This window comes from Altererythrobacter sp. (assembly GCF_050299635.1).
Classification (GTDB): domain Bacteria; phylum Pseudomonadota; class Alphaproteobacteria; order Sphingomonadales; family Sphingomonadaceae; genus Erythrobacter.
Genome location: NZ_JBNKWF010000006.1, coordinates 135,867 through 153,528, shown reverse-complemented (window position 1 = coordinate 153,528; position 17,662 = coordinate 135,867). Strand labels below are relative to the sequence as shown.

Here is a 17,662-nt window from a genome sequence, read left to right as displayed (position 1 = left end):
ATCGACGTTTCGATGACAATCGGCGTCGATCATTCGAACAACAAACTGCCTTCCAGCCGTATCAGTTCCGCAATTGCGGCTGCCGATCAGGCTCGAGAGACATATCGTCCGGTGTTCATCATCACCGACTTCGAAGCCGACAGCGAAGCATGGGACTATTCGTTGCAGGCAAGGCTCGAAGATGCGCTCTCTGAGAACCGCATCTGGATCAAGCTTCAGCCTCAGATCGACTTGCAAACGGGGCTGATAGTAGGGGCAGAAGCGCTCGCTCGATGGGTGGACCAGCAGCATGGCGAAATTTCGCCGGCACGTTTCATCCTCCAGTGCGAACGAGCCGGGCGCCTCGACGAACTGACCAAGCGGATTCTCCGGCTAAGCCTGGAGGCTTCGCGCTCATTGCAGGACGATGGCCTGCCGCCACGGATATCCGTCAATGTCTCTGCCATCCAATTCGTCGACCATCGAATCGCTGACATGGTCGAGGCGATGCTGGCCGAAACGGGGGCCGATCCGGCGCAGATCATTATCGAGATTACCGAAACCGCCCGAATCGAGGATTTCAGGGTAGCACGCGAGATAATGGAGCGTATCGCCAGGTCGGGCATTCGCTTCTCGATCGACGACTTCGGCATTGCCAGCGCAAATCTTGACGCGCTCTACCGCCTGCCATTCTCCGAATTGAAGATTGACCGGATGTTTGCTGGCGCGACCGCAAGCGATCCGATGGCGCGAGCAATCGTTGGAAATATGCTCAACCTTTCCAGGGATTTGGGCCTGGCCAACGTAGCCGAGGGAATCGAGGACATCGCGACGCTCGACATGTTAAGAGATTTGGGCGGCGATTTGGGCCAGGGCTTCTGTATCGCCCGCCCGCAAACCTTTTCGCTCCTACATGAAACCATGCGTTTACAAAGAGATAGCTCTATACAACGAAGCGGGTAAGGTTAATACTTTACAAAGATTGATGGTTAACGTACTCATATGTCTCACTTTGCTGCAGGAGACAGGGTATGCTTCGTTCAATCTGGGACTGGATTTTCGCTTAAACAGCGATCCATATCGATAAACGAAGGCCCCCGTTGCGGGGCCTTTTTTATGCCTTTGCTACGTTCCCTTGAGCGCTGACCTATTGGTGCAGCTCGGGTTTGTTCAACGACAAGCAATCGAGCGAAGGCCTTGGTCCTGCCGTTCGCAAACAGCCAGGACTCACAGACCTCATTCGCTTTTTGAGTTGCAGTTATTTTGACGCTGCGTCGCTTCTTTCGCTCAGCAGTTTGGGCGCATAGGCAAACACGAAGAGGCCGAAAGCTGCGATCCAGAACGCTCCGGCCACGTGCAGCAATGGCTGATAAAACTCGCTCATCACCGATGCGAGAACGCGGGCAATCACCGCAAGCTGTATCGCAGCATAGCAAGCTCTGGTGGCCAGATCCGCATGCAGCGCCCTGCCCGTGTGACCCAGCGTTGCCCGGGTCATGACGGCCAGAATCATGCTCGCCATCGCGCCCACCGTCAGTGCATGGATGCCGGCACTTGGGGCGATCGGATAACCAAAACCGGTGGCCGCCAACAGCAATAGCCCGACCGGAATCCAGACATATGCCAGATGAAGGACGACGACTATCGGCGAGCGGGCAGTCCGCCAGCCGCTCCACCGCGCAAGCCGGAGCAATTGAAGCAGGCCCGCGGCCAGCAGCAGGACCGCCGGATACTCCGCAAGGCCGAACACGATCCAGGCGATCAGCGCCACAGTCGTGACCGCAATAACGGCCAGATCGAAGCGACCGGCCTGAGTCGGCATTGTCCCCGATACTTGCTCGCGCTGCATCCAGTTGCGCGTGAAGGAAGGCACGATTCGGCCGCCAATCAGCGAAACGAGTACAACCGCGATCCCAATTCCGGCATGGATTCCCAGGTCGGGATCGATCGCCCCCGCCGCGCCAGCGTAGTCGAGGATGTTCGCCACACCCAGGAGGCCGATAACGATTGCAACCGGAACGTTGCGATTCTTGGCCTGGACGATTTCACGCAGGATCAGGAGCGCAAGGCCGACATAAAATCCGCCGTCCACCGCCGCCAGCGCCATCAACGGAAGATTGGGGAAGGCGAAGGGCAGCAGCCGCGCGGTGAGCCACCAGAGCGCAATCCCGGCGAGTGGCGCGCCGGCAATAGGCAAGCGTCCGGTCCAATTGGGCACTGCGGTGAGCGAAAATCCGGCGATGGCGCCACCAACGAAGCCGAACAGCATCTCGTGCCGATGCCAGGAGAGTGGATCGAGCGCTCCAATCCGCATCGTCCCCGCTTCGAGCGCCCAAAGCCAGATCGCAATCGCAAGAATCGCCCAGATTCCAGCACCTAGAAAGAACGGGCGAAAGCCGCCGCGCAGGATAGGAGGAGACGCTTCCATTCTCTGGCGCCGCAATTTCAGTCGATCTGTGTTGTCCATCATGCACCAAATATTGCAGCCTAAACACGACCGCACTTTGATAAAAGTCAATTACTATGGGGTCAATTCTCGTATCTGGGCAACATGAATCAAACAGTTCTCACGCCCGCCATACTGCTTGCTGCAGTTCTCTGTCCTTCGGTCGCTTACGCAGAAGCCGACAAGGACGTCACCGTAACACCCTATGCCGATATCCGGTACCGGCTGGAACTGGTCGACCAGGATGGCCTGCCCGAAGATGCGACAGCCTCGACGCTGCGCGTGAAGGCGGGTGTCAAGCTCGGCGAATGGAACGGCTTTAGCGCGCTTGTCGAAGGTGAAGCGATCGCGCGGGTCGGGCCAAGGGACTACAACGATACGGTCAACGGTCGTACGGCCTATCCGGTCGTGGCGGACCCCAGCGATGTCCTGCTCAACCAGGCTTACCTCCAATACCGCCCGATCGAAGAGATTGCGGTGAAGGCCGGACGCCAAGTGGTCAATCTCGACAACCAGCGCTGGATCGGATCGGTTGGTTGGCGCCAGAACGACCAGACGCTCGACGCCGCGCGGCTTACGGTGAAGCCAGGTAAGGCGATCAGCGCTGACTATACCTATGCTTGGCGCGTCAACCGCATCTTCGGGCCGGATTCGCCCAACGGCATCTGGCACGACACCAATATCCATGCACTGCATGTGAGCGCCAATCCCGGCAAAATCGGCACGCTGACTGGTTATGCCTATTGGCTCGACATTCCCGCTGCGCCTGCTGCAAACACGAAGACCTTCGGCCTGCGGTTCGCTGGCAACCAGCCGCTCGGCGGCAAGGCCAAGCTGCTCTATGCGGCGGAATATGCCCGGCAGAGCGACCATGCGGCCAATCCGGCTGACTTTACGCTCGACTATATGCTGGTCGAGCCAGGAATTTCCGCCTCGGGCTTTACAATCAAGGCCGGGTTCGAGCGGCTTGAGGGCAATGGCACGTCCGCCTTGCAGACACCGCTTGCCACGCTTCATGCATTCAACGGATGGTCGGATAAATTCCTGAACACCCCGGCTAACGGTTTGCGCGACCTCTACGCCGACGCATCCTATAAATTCGGCCAGGACTCAGGCGTTAAGGGCCTGACATTGCGCGCTGTCTATCACGATTTCAATTCTACGCGCGGCGGTCTGAACTACGGTTCTGAATGGGATGCGCTCATTGCCTATCCGCTGACCAAGAAGATCACCGTGCTCGCCAAATTCGCAAGCTACAATGCGAAGGATTTTGCGACTGACACGAAGAAGGCCTGGTTCCAGGTCCAGGCCAAATTCTGATCCTCCCGACGGCCTGCTCCACACAGGAGCGGGCCGTTTTCAAACCGGAATCGGATCGGGTCGGGCGAACGCATTCAACGCATCGCGATCAATGATACTGATGGTGCTGCCCTCAACTCGCACGCCATGTGCCGACAGCATGGAAAAGGCGCGCGAGAGGTTCTCCGGGGTCATGCCGAGCAGCGAAGCGAGCACGCGCTTTTCGGCCTTCAGCTGAACGACCCCCTTGGCCGACTGACGAAAGTCTTGCTGCAACAGGTAATTGCCGAGTCGCTCTGCCGACTGGCGCAGTTTCATATCGACCAGGGCACGGACGAGATCGCGATAGGCAAGCGCCAGTTCGTGCATCGTAGCCTGCATCAATGCCGTATCCTGCCTGATAACTTCGCGTATCAATGCAGCGGGCACCAGCAGGATGCGCGAGGGTTCGAGCGTACGCGCGGTCATCAGATAGGGCAGGTCGTTGACAACGGCTGCAAGGATAAAGCTCGTGACCGGCTCGACGATACGCATGGTTGTTTCACGGCCACCACTGGTGGCGGAAAGCTCTACCACGCCATCAACCAGGACATGGAGAAAATCCGCATGCTGCCCAAGTTCGAACAGCGTCAGTTGCGGTGGAAATACCTGAAGGAACGAGCCCGCAAAAACGCGCTCCCGTTTCGCGTCGTCCATTTCGCGAAACAGGGGCAGTTGGGCAATTTCTGGCCTTTCGCCGACTCTCACGAAACCTTGCACCTCACTTTGCTACCAACCACCGGTAGCCTGACATTTGATGATTATCAATTCACCTCTTGATGAAAATCGTGCCTCGAAATCATTTAGATCAGGCTGTAATCTGATTGACAGTGGTCGTGTCACTAATTTGATCGATGTCAAAGAACAGTCGATTGAATCCACCGATGGCGTTATTGCCTATCTCTCAAAGGCAGGGAGCATGCCATGTCACAACAGGAAATCGCCAGTGCAGGGGAACAGAAGCGGGCCCTTGGCCTCAGTACGATCTCATTCACTGTCTGCTTCGCGGTCTGGACGATCTTTGCGATCATCGGGGTCGAGATCAAAGAAGAGCTCGGTCTTACCGATACTCAATTCGGCTTGCTGGTCGGTACGCCGATCCTGACCGGATCACTAACACGCCTGTTCCTTGGCGTATGGACAGATCAATATGGAGGACGAATCGTCTTCCCCCTGACCATGATCGCCTCGGCGGTGGCCACGTTCCTCCTGTCCTACGCCAGCAGTTACTATATCATGCTTCTGGCCGCTCTCGGCCTGGGCGTGGCGGGCGGCACCTTCGCCGTCGGCGTCGCCTATGTCTCCAAATGGTATCCGCATGAAAGACAGGGAGCCGCGCTTGGCTTCTTCGGCATGGGCAATGTCGGCGCCGCCATCACCAAGATGGGGGCCCCGTTCGTCATGGTCGCCATGGGCTGGCAGGCTGTTGCGCAGATCTGGGCGACTGCCGCTGCCATAATGGCCGTGATCTTCTATCTGTTCTCCAAGGATGATCCGGAACTGGCTGCGCGCAAGGCCAGCGGCGAGAAGCCGATGGGTCTCAAGGAACAGCTCGCTCCGCTCAAGAACGAGCAGATCTGGCGCTTTTCGCTCTATTACTTCTTCGTTTTCGGTGCATTCGTCGCGCTGGCCCTGTGGCTGCCTCACTACATCGTCGGGCTCTACAAGGTCGATATCGAGACGGCCGGTATCCTGGCAGCTGCGTTCTCACTCTCTGCCAGCCTGTTCCGCGCCTATGGCGGAATTCTGTCGGACCGCTACGGCGCGCGCAAGGTGATGTACGCAACCTTCGGCGTCTCGCTCGTGTGCCTCTTCATGCTTTCCTATCCCGCTACGGATTATGTGATCCACGGGGTTGAGGGGGACATCGCCTTTTCGACTTCGATGAGCCTTATTCCCTTCGTCATCACAGTCTTCGTGCTTGGCTTCTTCATGTCGCTGGGCAAGGCCGCGGTCTATAAGCACATACCGGTCTATTACCCCGGCCATGTCGGTTCGGTGGGCGGCCTGGTCGGCCTCGTCGGCGGCCTCGGCGGCTTCGTCCTGCCGATCGTGTTCGGCGCCGTCAGCGATCTGACGGGCATCTGGACCAGTTGTTTCATGGTCCTGTTCGCTCTGGTGGCAGTAGCATTCCTGTGGATGCACATCGCCATCCGTCAGATGGAACAGAAGGCAGCGGGTATCGATACACGCTCGCTGCCCGAGTTCCCGGAAATGGTGGAATTGCACGACCAGGCGCAGGAGCGGGAGGCAAAGAGCTCCAAGCTGCTGACCGAATGGGCGCCGGAGGATCCCGATTTCTGGGAAAGCACGGGCGAACGTATCGCCCGGCGCAACCTCTACATCTCGATCCCGGCGCTGCTGCTCGCCTTCTGCGTGTGGATGGTGTGGTCGATGGTCGTGGCCAAGCTGCCATCGATCGGCTTCGACTATACCACCAACCAGCTGTTCTGGTTGGCGGCCCTGCCGGGGCTGTCCGGTGCGACGCTGCGGATATTCTACAGCTTCATGGTCCCGATCTTCGGTGGCCGGCTGTGGACGACGCTGTCGACCGCTTCGTTGGTGATCCCCGCGTTCGGCATCGGATATGCGGTTCAGAACCCTGAAACGCCCTATCTGATCTTCCTGGTGCTGGCGTTGCTGTGCGGCTTCGGCGGAGGCAATTTCGCTTCCTCCATGGCGAATATCAGCTTCTTCTTCCCCAAGGCGCAGAAGGGTAACGCACTGGCGCTCAATGCCGGCCTCGGAAACCTGGGTGTGTCGGTAATGCAGTTCGTCGTCCCGATCGTGATCGCCGCAGGCGTTCTCGGGGCGCTTGGCGGCGAACCGCAGCAAACCGGGGAAGGTGGCCAGCTCTGGCTGCAGAATGCAGGCTTCATCTGGGTGCCCTTCATCGTCGCATCGACCTTGCTTGCATGGTTCGGGATGAACGACATCGCCGATGCCAAGGCCAGCTTTGCCGAACAGGCGGTGATCTTCCAGCGCAAGGACAACTGGCTGATGAGCTGGCTCTACACCGGCACCTTCGGCTCGTTCATCGGTTTCTCCGCTGGCCTGCCGCTACTGGCCAAGAGCGAGTTCCCCGATGTCGACGTGCTCAAATACGTCTTCCTCGGCCCGCTTGTTGGTGCGCTCAGCCGCGCGGCAACGGGATGGATCTCGGATCGCTGGGGCGGCGGACGCGTCACATTCTGGGTGTTCGTTGGAATGATGCTTGCCGTGGTCGGAATCGTCTACTTCCTCGAAGCAGGCAGCTGGTGGGGCTTCCTGGGCATGTTCATCGCCATGTTCTTCCTGACGGGCGTGGGCAATGCCTCGACCTTCCAGATGATCCCGATCATCATGCGGCAGGAAGTGCCCAAGCTGATGCCGGAACTGAAGGGTCCCGAACTGACCCGCCAGGCGGAGAAGGAATCGGCGGCCATCGTCGGCTTCACATCCGCGGTCGCGGCCTATGGCGCATTCTTCATCCCGAAGAGCTTCGGTAGCTCGATCGAGATGACCGGAACGCCAATGGCAGCCTTGTGGGGATTCTTCATCTTCTACGGGAGCTGCGCCGCCCTGACCTGGTGGGCATATACCCGCCGCGGTGGACTTCTGTATGATATCGAACATGGCAAGGTGCCTGCTACACCGTCCATGACCCCTGCTACTGCAAATGGAGCCGCAGCATGAGCCATCTGCTCGACCGCCTGACTTTCTTCAAACAAGCCAAGGCGCCCTTCTCCGATGGGCACGGCGTTACCACCAACCAGAACCGCGACTGGGAGGATGGCTATCGCAAGCGCTGGCAGCACGACAAGATCGTGCGCAGCACCCACGGCGTGAACTGCACGGGCTCGTGCAGCTGGAAGATCTACGTCAAGGGCGGGATAATCACCTGGGAAACCCAGCAGACCGATTATCCGCGCACCCGGCCCGATCTTCCCAACCACGAGCCGCGTGGTTGCCCGCGCGGGGCGAGCTACAGCTGGTATATCTATTCGGCCCAGCGGCTGAAATACCCGATGGTCCGTTCGCGCTTGCTGAAACTGTGGCGGGAAGCGCGCGCGGTGCGTACTCCCGTCGCGGCATGGGCTTCGATCGTGGAGGATCCGGCCAAGCGCAAGAGCTATACCGCAATCCGCGGACACGGCGGCTTCGTCCGTTCGACCTGGGACGAAGTGAACGAGATCATCGCTTCGGCCAATGCCTATACGGCAAAGACCTATGGGCCCGACCGTGTTCTCGGCTTCTCGCCGATCCCGGCCATGTCGATGGTCAGCTATGCGGCGGGTTCGCGCTATCTATCGCTTCTGGGCGGGACATGCATGTCCTTCTACGACTGGTACTGCGACCTTCCGCCGTCCAGCCCGCAGACCTGGGGCGAACAGACCGACGTTCCGGAAAGCGCCGACTGGTATAATGCCGGCTTCCTGATGATGTGGGGCTCCAACGTGCCGCAAACGCGCACGCCCGATGCCCACTTCATGACCGAGGCCCGCTATCGCGGAACCAAGGTGGCAGTGGTCTCTCCCGACTATGCGGAAGCGACCAAATTCGCCGACCTCTGGCTCAACCCCAAGCAGGGCACCGATGCCGCGCTCGCCATGGCGCTGGGCCATGTGATCCTGCGCGAGTTCCACCTCGACCGGCAGGCCGAATATTTCGAAGACTATTGCCGCAAATATTCCGACATGCCGATGCTGGTGCGTCTGGTTGAGAAGGATGGCGCATTTATCCCCGAAAGGCTACTTCGCGCCGCCGATTTCGAAGGCGATCTGGGCGAATCCAACAATCCCGACTGGAAGACCGTCGCCATCGACGACACTTCAGGCGAAGTGGTTGCACCGAATGGTTCGGCCGGCTTCCGCTGGGGCGAAAAGGGCAAATGGAATCTCGAGGAGAAGGACGGAAAGGGCAACGAGACCTCGCTGCGCATGTCCAACATCCTTGATAGCCATCACGATGAAGCTGTCGAAGTTGGCTTCCCCTATTTCGGCAATCTCGAGCATGACCACTTCGAAGGCACGGACCACCCCGATGTGCTGAAGCGCCGCGTTCCCGCGCGCGAAATGCAGCTCAAGGAAGGCAAGGCCTACGTCGCCACCGTGTTCGACCTGTTCTGCGCCAATTACGGCCTCGACCGGGGCCTGGGCGGCGAGCATGTCGCACGCGAATATAGCGAAATGGTGCCTTACACACCTGCCTGGGCGGAAAAGATCACCGGCGTTCCGGCCGAACAGATCATCACCATCGCACGCGAGTTTGCGCACAATGCGGAGGTGACCAAGGGCAAGTCGATGGTGATCCTGGGGGCCGGTCTCAACCACTGGTACCACATGGACATGAACTATCGCGGCATCATCAACATGCTGGTGATGTGCGGCTGCGTGGGCCAATCGGGCGGCGGCTGGTCGCACTATGTCGGCCAGGAAAAACTGCGTCCGCAAACGGGCTGGACGGCGCTGGCCTTTGCGCTCGACTGGAATCGCCCGCCGCGTCACATGAACTCGACCAGCTTTTTCTACGCGCATACCGACCAGTGGCGTTACGAGACGCTGGAGGTGGACGAAATCCTCTCTCCCACCGCGCCGGATGGCGATTGGGATGCGAGCCTGATCGATTACAACGCCCGCGCCGAGCGGATGGGCTGGCTACCGTCAGCTCCGCAGCTCAAGACCAACCCGCTGGAGGTGGGCAAGGCCGCGCTGGCCGCTGGTGAAGATGCGAAGGACTATGTCGCCAAGGCGCTCAAGTCCGGCGATCTGGAAATGTCCTGCTTCGATCCGGACGATCCGGCCAACTGGCCGCGCAACATGTTCGTCTGGCGTTCGAACCTGCTCGGTTCTTCGGGCAAGGGCCACGAATATTTCCTCAAGCACCTGCTGGGCACAGCCCACGGCGTTCAAGGCAAGGATCTGGGCGAAAGCGGCCAGCAGAAGCCCAAGGACGTGAAGTGGCATGACGATGCGCCGAAGGGCAAGCTGGACCTGCTGGTCACGCTCGACTTCCGCATGTCGACCACCTGCGTCTATTCGGACATCGTTCTGCCGACCGCCAGCTGGTATGAGAAGGACGATCTCAACACGTCCGACATGCACCCCTTCATCCACCCGCTGTCAGCGGCGGTGAACCCGGTGTGGGAATCGCGCAGCGACTGGGACATCTACAAGGGCATCGCTAAAAAGTTCAGCGAAGTCGCGCCCGAAGTGCTGGGGGTCGAACACGATGTCGTGCTCACGCCTATCCAGCATGACAGCCCCAATGAAATCGCCCAGCCCTATGACGTCGAAGACTGGGGCAAGGGCGATGTCGAGCCGATCCCCGGCAAGACCATGGCGACTGTTGCGATGGTGGAGCGGGATTATCCCAATCTCTACAAGCGCTTCACCGCTCTTGGCCCGCTGATGGACAAGCTGGGCAATGGCGGCAAGGGCATCGGCTGGAACACCGAGCATGAGGTTGAAAACCTGCGCGACCTGAACGGGCGGGTGATCGAGGACGGTCCGACCAAGGGCATGGCCAAGATCGAAAGCGCGATCGACGCTGCCGAAGTGATCCTGATGCTTGCGCCGGAAACGAACGGCGAAGTCGCGGTGAAGGCGTGGGATGCTCTGTCGCAGAACACCGGCCGCGATCACAAGCATCTGGCGCTGCCCAAGGAAGAGGAGAAGATCCGCTTCCGCGATATCCAGGCACAGCCGCGCAAGATCATTTCGTCGCCGACCTGGTCCGGCCTTGAAAGCGAGCATGTCTGCTACAATGCCGGCTACACCAACGTGCACGAGTTGATCCCGTGGCGCACGCTGACCGGCAGGCAGCAGCTTTACCAGGATCACAAATGGATGCGCGCATTCGGCGAAGGCTTCTGCGTCTATCGTCCACCGATCGACACAAAGGCCGTGAAGCCGATGCTGGATGAAGCGAAGGACGCGCCGCATGTGGTGCTGAACTTCATCACTCCGCACCAGAAATGGGGCATCCACTCGACCTATACTGACAATCTGCTGATGCTGACGCTGTCGCGTGGCGGGCCGATCGTCTGGATGAGCGAGGTCGATGCGGCGAAGGCCGGCCTGGTCGACAATGACTGGGTCGAAACCTTCAACAGCAACGGGGCCCTGGTCGCCCGCGTGGTCGTCTCCCAGCGCATGAAGGAAGGCACGCTGTTCATGTATCATGCGCAGGAGAAGATCGTGAATGTTCCCGGTTCGCCGCTGACCGGCCAGCGGGGCGGCATCCACAACTCCGTCACCCGTGCTGTACTCAAGCCGACGCATATGATCGGCGGCTATGTCCAGCAGGCCTATGGCTTCAACTATTATGGAACGGTCGGATCGAACCGTGACGAATACGTCATCGTCCGCAAGCTCCAGAAAGTTGACTGGCTCGAAGAAGCCCTTGCTGAAGGGGAGACCGCAGCATGAAGATTCGCGCACAAATCGGCAAGGTGCTCAACCTCGACAAATGCATCGGCTGCCACACTTGCTCGGTAACCTGCAAGAACGTGTGGACCAGCCGCGACGGCATGGAATACGCCTGGTTCAACAATGTCGAGACCAAGCCCGGCATCGGCTATCCCAAGGATTGGGAAAACCAGAAGCGCTGGAACGGCGGCTGGGTGCGTGCACCCGGTGGCTCGATCCGGCCCAAGATGGGCGGCAAGTGGCGGCTGCTGGCGAAGATCTTCGCCAACCCCGACCTGCCCGAGATCGACGATTACTACGAACCCTTCACCTTCGATTACGCTCATCTGCAGAAGGCTGGTGAAAGCAAGGCGTTCCCTTCGGCTCGCCCGCGCAGCCTGATTTCCGGCGAGCGGATGGAAAAGATCGAATGGGGCCCGAACTGGGAAGAAATCCTGGGCGGAGAGTTCTCCAAGCGTTCGGAAGACTACAACTTCGAAGGTGTCCAGAAGGACATTTACGGCCAGTTCGAAAACACCTTCATGATGTATCTGCCGCGTCTGTGCGAGCACTGCCTCAACCCAACATGCGTCGCCGCTTGTCCTTCGGGCGCAATCTACAAGCGGGAAGAAGACGGCATCGTCCTGATTGATCAGGAAGCATGCCGCGGATGGCGCATGTGCGTTTCAGGCTGCCCCTACAAGAAGATCTACTACAACTGGAAAACTGGCAAGTCCGAGAAATGCATCTTCTGCTACCCGCGCATCGAAGCGGGCCAGCCGACGGTCTGCTCCGAAACCTGCGTTGGGCGCATCCGCTATCTCGGCGTGATGCTCTATGACGCAGACCGGATTGAGGAGGCCGCCAGCGCAGAAAGCGTGGAGGACCTCTATCAGGCTCAGCTCGATATCTTCCTCGATCCGAACGATCCGGAAGTGATCGAGCAGGCGCGCAAGGACGGTGTGCCGGAAGCATGGCTGGAGGCCGCGCGCCATTCGCCGGTCTACAAGATGGCGATGGACTGGAAGGTCGCCTTCCCGCTCCACCCCGAATACCGGACGCTTCCAATGGTCTGGTATGTGCCGCCGCTTTCGCCGATCAGCTCGGCGGCGAGCGCTGGCAAGATCGCCGTCAATGACGGAATGCCGGACGTTGAATCGCTGCGTATCCCGCTCAAATACCTCGCCAATCTGCTGACCGCGGGTGACGAGCAGCCGGTCAAGCTGGCACTGGAGCGGATGCTGGCGATGCGCGCCTATATGCGCTCCAAGACTGTGGATGGCGTGGTGAACGAGGATATCGTTGGCAAGGTCGGGCTTACCCCCGAACACGTCGAGGAGATGTACCGCGTGATGGCGATCGCCAATTACGAGGATCGCTTCGTCATTCCCACCGGCCACCGCGAGGATGCCGAGGACATGTATGATGAACGCGGAAGCTGCGGCTTCTCATTCGGCAATGGCTGTTCGGGCGGCAATAGCGACTCCAACATGTTCGGAGCGCCGGCGCGCAAGAAACTTCAGACCCCGACGGAGGTGTTCTGATGCAGGTACTCCATCTCATCTCCCTGCTGTTGCAGTATCCCGACCGGGATCTGCAGGCTGTGGCGGGCGAAATCCGCCAGCGTCTCGCTGCGGAAGGGTCGCTGCCCGCCACAGCCGTACAGGCGCTCGATCCGCTGCTCACTCGTTTGGAAAGCAGCGACATCTACGAGGCGCAGGAAACCTATGTCGAACTGTTCGATCGCGGGCGGGCGCATAGCCTCCACCTGTTCGAACATGTTCATGGCGAAAGCCGCGACCGCGGCCAGGCCATGGTCGATCTGCGCGAGCGCTATCTCGACGCAGGTCTGGAGCCAACGGGCAATGAACTGCCGGATTATCTCCCGCTGTTCCTCGACTATTGCTCCACCCTGCCCGAAGCGGTCGCGCGCGAGACTTTGGCGGAACCGGGCGTAGTGCTGGTAGCGCTCGCCGCCCGCCTGGCCGAACGCGAATCCGACTACGCGCCGCTATTCGCGCTGCTGTGCGAAATTGCCGGGGTGGAGATGGACGAGGAAGCGGCCAATTCGCTACCTCCGGCCGACGATCCGCAGGATCTCGAAGCGCTCGACGCACAATGGGAAGAGGAAGAGATCCGCTTCACCGCCGAAGCCGCACCCGATCCCAACGCCGCCTGCCCGCAAGTGAGCGCGATACTGGATCGCATGCGCGATCCTGAACTTGCCAAAACCCCTTCGAGGAGCTGAGCCATGGAAGGCTTCATCAATCATCTGCTGTTCGGCGTGTATCCCTATATCGCGCTGGCCACCCTCGCCCTTGGCTCGATCATCCGGTTCGACCGCGAGCCCTATAGCTGGCGCTCCGGCTCCAGCCAGCTCTTGCGCCGCAAGCAGCTGATCTGGGGTTCGGTCCTGTTCCATGTCGGCGTGCTGTTCATTTTCGCCGGCCATGTTGTCGGGCTGTTGACGCCGATCGCCATCTTCGACGCGCTGGGCATCCCGCATGGCGCGAAGCAGCTGCTGGCGATGATCGCGGGCGGCATTGCCGGCGTTATGGCCATCACCGGCGCAACATTGCTGATCCATCGTCGCTTCTTCGATCCGCGCGTGCGTGCGGCATCCAATTTCAGCGACAATATGGTGATCCTGCTGCTGTGGATTCAGCTTGCGCTGGGCCTCGCGACGATTCCGCTTTCGGCACAGCACCTCGATGGCCATGAGATGATCAAGTTCATGAACTGGGCACAGGGTATCTTCACCTTCCAGGGTGGCGCGTCGGAGTTCGTTGCCGACGTGCATATCATCTTCAAGCTGCACCTCTTCCTGGGGCTGACGATCCTGCTTCTGTTCCCCTTCACCCGGCTTGTGCACATGCTGTCGGCCCCTGTGCGCTATCTGTGGCGCGGCGGCTATCAGATCGTTCGCTCTCGCCGGAGCCTGAGCCATGGCTGATCAGTTGGAACAGGCGGGGATCAGGGTCGGCGACGTCGAGATCCCCCCCGCCGCCATTGCTGCCGAAGCGCAGAACCACCCCGCAGCCGATGCAGAGGCCGCCTGGCAAGCTGCGGCAGAGGCACTTGCGATCCGGCAATTGCTCCTCTCCGAAGCTGACCGGCAGGACATCGCTGCCACGGAAGTGCTGGATGCGGACGGGCAGAAGCTGGCCGATGACGACGCAAAGATCGACGCGCTGATCTCGCAACAGGTCAAGGTGCCGAATGCCACGAGCGAAGAGGCGCGCCGTTTCTACGATGCGCATAGCGAACGCTTCGCCAGCGAAACGCTTGTCGAGGCGGAGCATATCCTGCTGTCTGCCAATCCAGCCGATGACTTCGCCTACAGCCTTGCGGTGGGCGACGCGCGGATGCTGATTCGCAAGATCGAACAGGACCCCGCCTGTTTCGCCGATTTGGCGCGCGAGCAGTCTGCTTGCCCCTCGAAAGAGCAAGGCGGCAATCTGGGTCAGATCGGACGCGGACAGACCGTGCCCGAGTTCGAACAGGCGCTGTTTGCGCTCTCCGAAGGCGAGTTGTGCCGCGAACCGGTGAAGTCGCCCTATGGCGTGCATGTCATCCGCGCCGGGCGCCGCATTGACGGGCAGCAGCTCCCCTTCGAAGCGGTTGAGGCCTCCATTTGCGGATATCTGGAAGAGGCGAGCTATCGCCGTGCGATGGCGCAATATCTTTCGATCCTAGCCAGCGAGACCGAAATCGAAGGCGTCGAATTGCCTATTGCGGATGGGCCACTGGTTCAGTGAGCGATGCCCGCCCGCGCGATGTGCTGACCTTTCCCGAAAGGCCGGATGCACAACTGACCGATAGCGTCGGTCGCAGGTTCGAATATCTGCGCCTGTCCTTGACCGATGTTTGCAATTTTCGTTGCACCTATTGCCTGCCCGAAGGGTACCGGAAGCAGTGCGGCAAGCCAGCCGAGCTTTCGGTCGAGGAGATAGGGCGCATCGTTTCCGCCTTTGCCCGGCTGGGCCTTTGGAAGGTGCGGTTGACCGGCGGCGAGCCGACCTTGCGGCGCGATTTCGACGAGGTTGCCCGCACGGTGTCCTCTGTCCCGGGCATTAGGCGACTGGCGATGACCACCAATGGCTATCGCCTGGCCGAGCGTGCGCAGGCCTGGCGCGATTCCGGGGTAAGTGCGATCAACATCAGCCTGGATTCGCTCGATCCCGCGCGTTTCTCCACAATCACCGGTCATGATCGGCTGGATGAGGTTCTGCGCGGAGTTGAAGCCGCGCGTGCTGCCGGCTTCGAAAGCATCAAGCTCAACGCGGTGTTGATGCGGGGCGTGAATGACGGCGAGCTTGAGGCGATGATCGACTTCGTTGCCCAGCGCGACCTTTCGCTTCGCTTCATCGAAGTGATGCGGACCAATGACAACGCCAGCTTCTTCGCTGAGCGCCATCTCCCGGGCCAGACTGTGATCGATCAGTTGGAAGGCCTTGGCTGGAATCGCCGCGCCAGAGACCCCGGTGCCGGCCCGGCGGTCGAATATTGCCATCCACAGGCGAAAGGCCGGATCGGCATCATCGCGCCCTATTCGAAGGATTTCTGCGCAAGCTGCAACCGGCTGCGCATTTCGTCCGATGGGCGGCTGCATCTCTGCCTGTTCGGCGATGGCGGACTGGACCTGCGCCCTTTGCTGCAGGATGATGCAAGCGAAGATGCGCTGGTGGACCGGATTCGCGCGCTCACCGCTACGAAGGCACCGGCCCACAGGTTGCATCAGGGGAATAGCGGTGCAACACCGCATCTCGCTTCGATCGGAGGATGACCCGTGCCGGGTATTGATGAAAGCCTGACCTTCTACCCGCTCGGCATGGCCGTGCTGACCATTTCAGATACGCGCAGCATGGAGACCGATACGTCCGGCGGATTGCTGGCGGACCGGCTCACCTCGGCTGGGCACCAGTTGCTCGACCGCGCTATCGTGAAGGACGATGTCGAATCGATCCGCGCGCAGCTCAACGAATGGCTCGCTCACCCGGAAATTGAAATTATCCTGACGACCGGTGGCACCGGCTTTTCTCCGCGCGACAACACGCCGGAAGCGGTGAAACCGCTGCTGCAACGGGAAATGGACGGCTTTTCCGTCGCCTTCCACCAGAAGAGCCTGCAGACCGTCGGCGTCGCTTCGATGCAGTCGCGCGCCTTTGCCGGGCAGGCTGGCGATGCCTTTATCTTTTGCGTTCCAGGTTCGACCGGCGCCTGCAAGGACGCCTGGGACGGCTTGCTCGAGCTTGAATTCGACAGCCGGCACAAGCCCTGTTCGATCGCGGGCGCCCTGCCTCGGCTGCGCGATGTCTGTGCATGATTTCCTTCGATGAAGCGATTGCGCTGATCGCGGCCAATGTGAAGCCGCTCGAAGCGGAACGCGTATCTCTGGCCGATGCCCATGGCAGGGTTCTGGCCGAGCCGGTCAGCGCTGCAGTTTCGTCGCCGCGATGCGATGTTTCGGCCATGGACGGCTATGCATTGCGTGATGCCGATGCAGCGGTGGGCAAGAGCTTTCGCGTAATCGGCAAGAGCTTTGCAGGCGGAAAGGTGCCGCCTGTCGTCGGACCGGGCGAAACGGTCAGAATCTTCACTGGCGCGCCGCTGCCTGAAGGTGCCGACCGCGTCATCATTCAGGAAAACTGCAAAGCCGATGATGGCGAGATGCAGATCGTCAACGAATATGGGCCGGGCTGGCATGTGCGCAAGCAAGGCAGCGATTTTGCCAGCGGTTCCACGATCCTCCCCGCCGGAACGAGGCTTGGCCCGCGCGCCATGGTGGCGCTGGCCGGGGCCGATTGCGGCGAAGCCACGGTCTATCGCCGTCCGCAGCTTTCCATCGTCGCGACCGGGGACGAGCTGGTTCAGCCGGGCACTGCGCACACGCGGCCTGCAAGCATGATCCCCGAATCCGGCAGTTTCGGTGTCGCCGCTCTTGCCGCCGAGGCTGGCGCTCAAGTCACAAAGCGCATCAGCGGCGCCGATTGCATCTCGACGCTGGAACAGGCCGCAGGGGAAGCGCTCGCAGCGGCCGATATCGCAGTGGTTATCGGTGGGGCATCGGTCGGCGAGAAGGATTACGCCAAGACCATGTTCGAGGCCCACGGGCTCGAACTGATCTTCGCCAAGGTTGCGATCAAGCCGGGCAAGCCGGTTTGGCTGGGCAAGGCCGGAACAAAACTCGTGTTCGGGCTGCCAGGCAATCCCACCTCGGCCATGGTCACCGCTGCGCTGCTCCTCAGACCCGTTCTGGCGCGCCTGCAAGGCGTTGAGAGCGGCGATGTGCAATCATGGCGAAAGCTGCCGCTGGCCGCTCCCCTGCCCGCTACAAGCAGCCGCGAGACCTTTGTACGCGCGCATTGGGGCAGCGATGGCCTGACTCCAGTCAGCAATCAGGATAGCGGCGCGCAAGCAGCACTGGTTGCGGCAGACTGGCTCATCCGATGCCCGGCAGGCCAGGCTGAAATGCCGGCAGGCGCGTCAATCGACGCCACACCATTCTGAC

At 60.4% G+C, this 17,662-nt stretch carries 13 protein-coding genes; 11 read left to right on the top strand and 2 right to left on the bottom strand.

Annotated elements, in window-relative coordinates:
• Window positions 1–942, top strand: a 942-nt coding sequence (locus ACQY6C_RS04860) for an EAL domain-containing protein (RefSeq protein WP_427965530.1), incomplete at its 5' end; no start/stop codon positions are given.
• A gap of 295 nt (window positions 943–1,237) precedes the next feature.
• Here the strand turns inward: ACQY6C_RS04860 and ACQY6C_RS04855 are convergent.
• A complete protein-coding gene (locus tag ACQY6C_RS04855) occupies window positions 1,238–2,407 on the bottom strand; it encodes an NnrS family protein (protein ID WP_427965527.1) in 1,170 nt (389 codons plus the stop codon).
• Window positions 2,408–2,530: 123 nt separating this feature from the next.
• Here ACQY6C_RS04855 and ACQY6C_RS04850 point away from each other — a divergent pair, with 123 nt between their 5' ends.
• On the top strand, window positions 2,531–3,745 hold the full coding sequence (locus ACQY6C_RS04850) for an alginate export family protein (RefSeq protein WP_427965524.1): 1,215 nt from the start codon (window positions 2,531–2,533) through the stop codon (window positions 3,743–3,745).
• Window positions 3,746–3,784: 39 nt separating this feature from the next.
• On the opposite strand, the gene ACQY6C_RS04845 is transcribed toward ACQY6C_RS04850, so the two are convergent.
• Entirely contained in the window at window positions 3,785–4,471 is a 687-nt protein-coding gene (locus ACQY6C_RS04845) for a cyclic nucleotide-binding domain-containing protein (RefSeq protein ID WP_427965522.1), read from the bottom strand.
• 216 nt (window positions 4,472–4,687) lie between these two features.
• On the opposite strand from ACQY6C_RS04845, the gene ACQY6C_RS04840 reads away from it, so the two are divergent.
• Genes ACQY6C_RS04840 through ACQY6C_RS04800 form a run of 9 tightly spaced genes read left to right on the top strand, consistent with a single transcriptional unit; the run spans window position 4,688 to window position 17,661 of the window.
• A complete protein-coding gene (locus tag ACQY6C_RS04840) occupies window positions 4,688–7,438 on the top strand; it encodes a nitrate/nitrite transporter (protein ID WP_427965519.1) in 2,751 nt (916 codons plus the stop codon).
• Complete coding sequence (locus tag ACQY6C_RS04835; RefSeq protein ID WP_427965516.1) at window positions 7,435–11,172, top strand: nitrate reductase subunit alpha; 3,738 nt, start codon at window positions 7,435–7,437, stop codon at window positions 11,170–11,172. Before ACQY6C_RS04840 ends, ACQY6C_RS04835 begins: the two co-directional genes overlap by 4 nt.
• Window positions 11,169–12,695 carry a nitrate reductase subunit beta gene (narH, locus tag ACQY6C_RS04830; RefSeq protein ID WP_427965514.1) on the top strand — a complete coding sequence of 509 codons (1,527 nt, stop codon included), beginning with the start codon at window positions 11,169–11,171 and terminating at the stop codon, window positions 12,693–12,695. Before ACQY6C_RS04835 ends, narH begins: the two co-directional genes overlap by 4 nt.
• Window positions 12,695–13,399, top strand: coding sequence for a nitrate reductase molybdenum cofactor assembly chaperone (gene narJ, locus ACQY6C_RS04825; protein WP_427965511.1), 705 nt, complete (start codon window positions 12,695–12,697; stop codon window positions 13,397–13,399). Before narH ends, narJ begins: the two co-directional genes overlap by 1 nt.
• Window positions 13,400–13,402: 3 nt before the next feature.
• On the top strand, window positions 13,403–14,104 hold the full coding sequence (narI, locus tag ACQY6C_RS04820; protein ID WP_427965508.1) for a respiratory nitrate reductase subunit gamma: 702 nt from the start codon (window positions 13,403–13,405) through the stop codon (window positions 14,102–14,104).
• On the top strand, window positions 14,097–14,909 hold the full coding sequence (locus tag ACQY6C_RS04815; RefSeq protein ID WP_427965505.1) for a peptidylprolyl isomerase: 813 nt from the start codon (window positions 14,097–14,099) through the stop codon (window positions 14,907–14,909). The genes narI and ACQY6C_RS04815 overlap by 8 nt, the downstream gene beginning before the upstream one ends.
• Window positions 14,906–15,937, top strand: a complete 1,032-nt coding sequence (gene moaA, locus ACQY6C_RS04810; protein ID WP_427965502.1) for a GTP 3',8-cyclase MoaA — start codon at window positions 14,906–14,908, stop codon at window positions 15,935–15,937. The genes ACQY6C_RS04815 and moaA overlap by 4 nt, the downstream gene beginning before the upstream one ends.
• Before the next feature lie 3 nt (window positions 15,938–15,940).
• Complete coding sequence (locus ACQY6C_RS04805; RefSeq protein ID WP_427965499.1) at window positions 15,941–16,477, top strand: molybdenum cofactor synthesis domain-containing protein; 537 nt, start codon at window positions 15,941–15,943, stop codon at window positions 16,475–16,477.
• A complete protein-coding gene (locus ACQY6C_RS04800; RefSeq protein WP_427965496.1) occupies window positions 16,474–17,661 on the top strand; it encodes a molybdopterin molybdotransferase MoeA in 1,188 nt (395 codons plus the stop codon). The genes ACQY6C_RS04805 and ACQY6C_RS04800 overlap by 4 nt, the downstream gene beginning before the upstream one ends.
• Window position 17,662 lies beyond the last annotated feature (1 nt).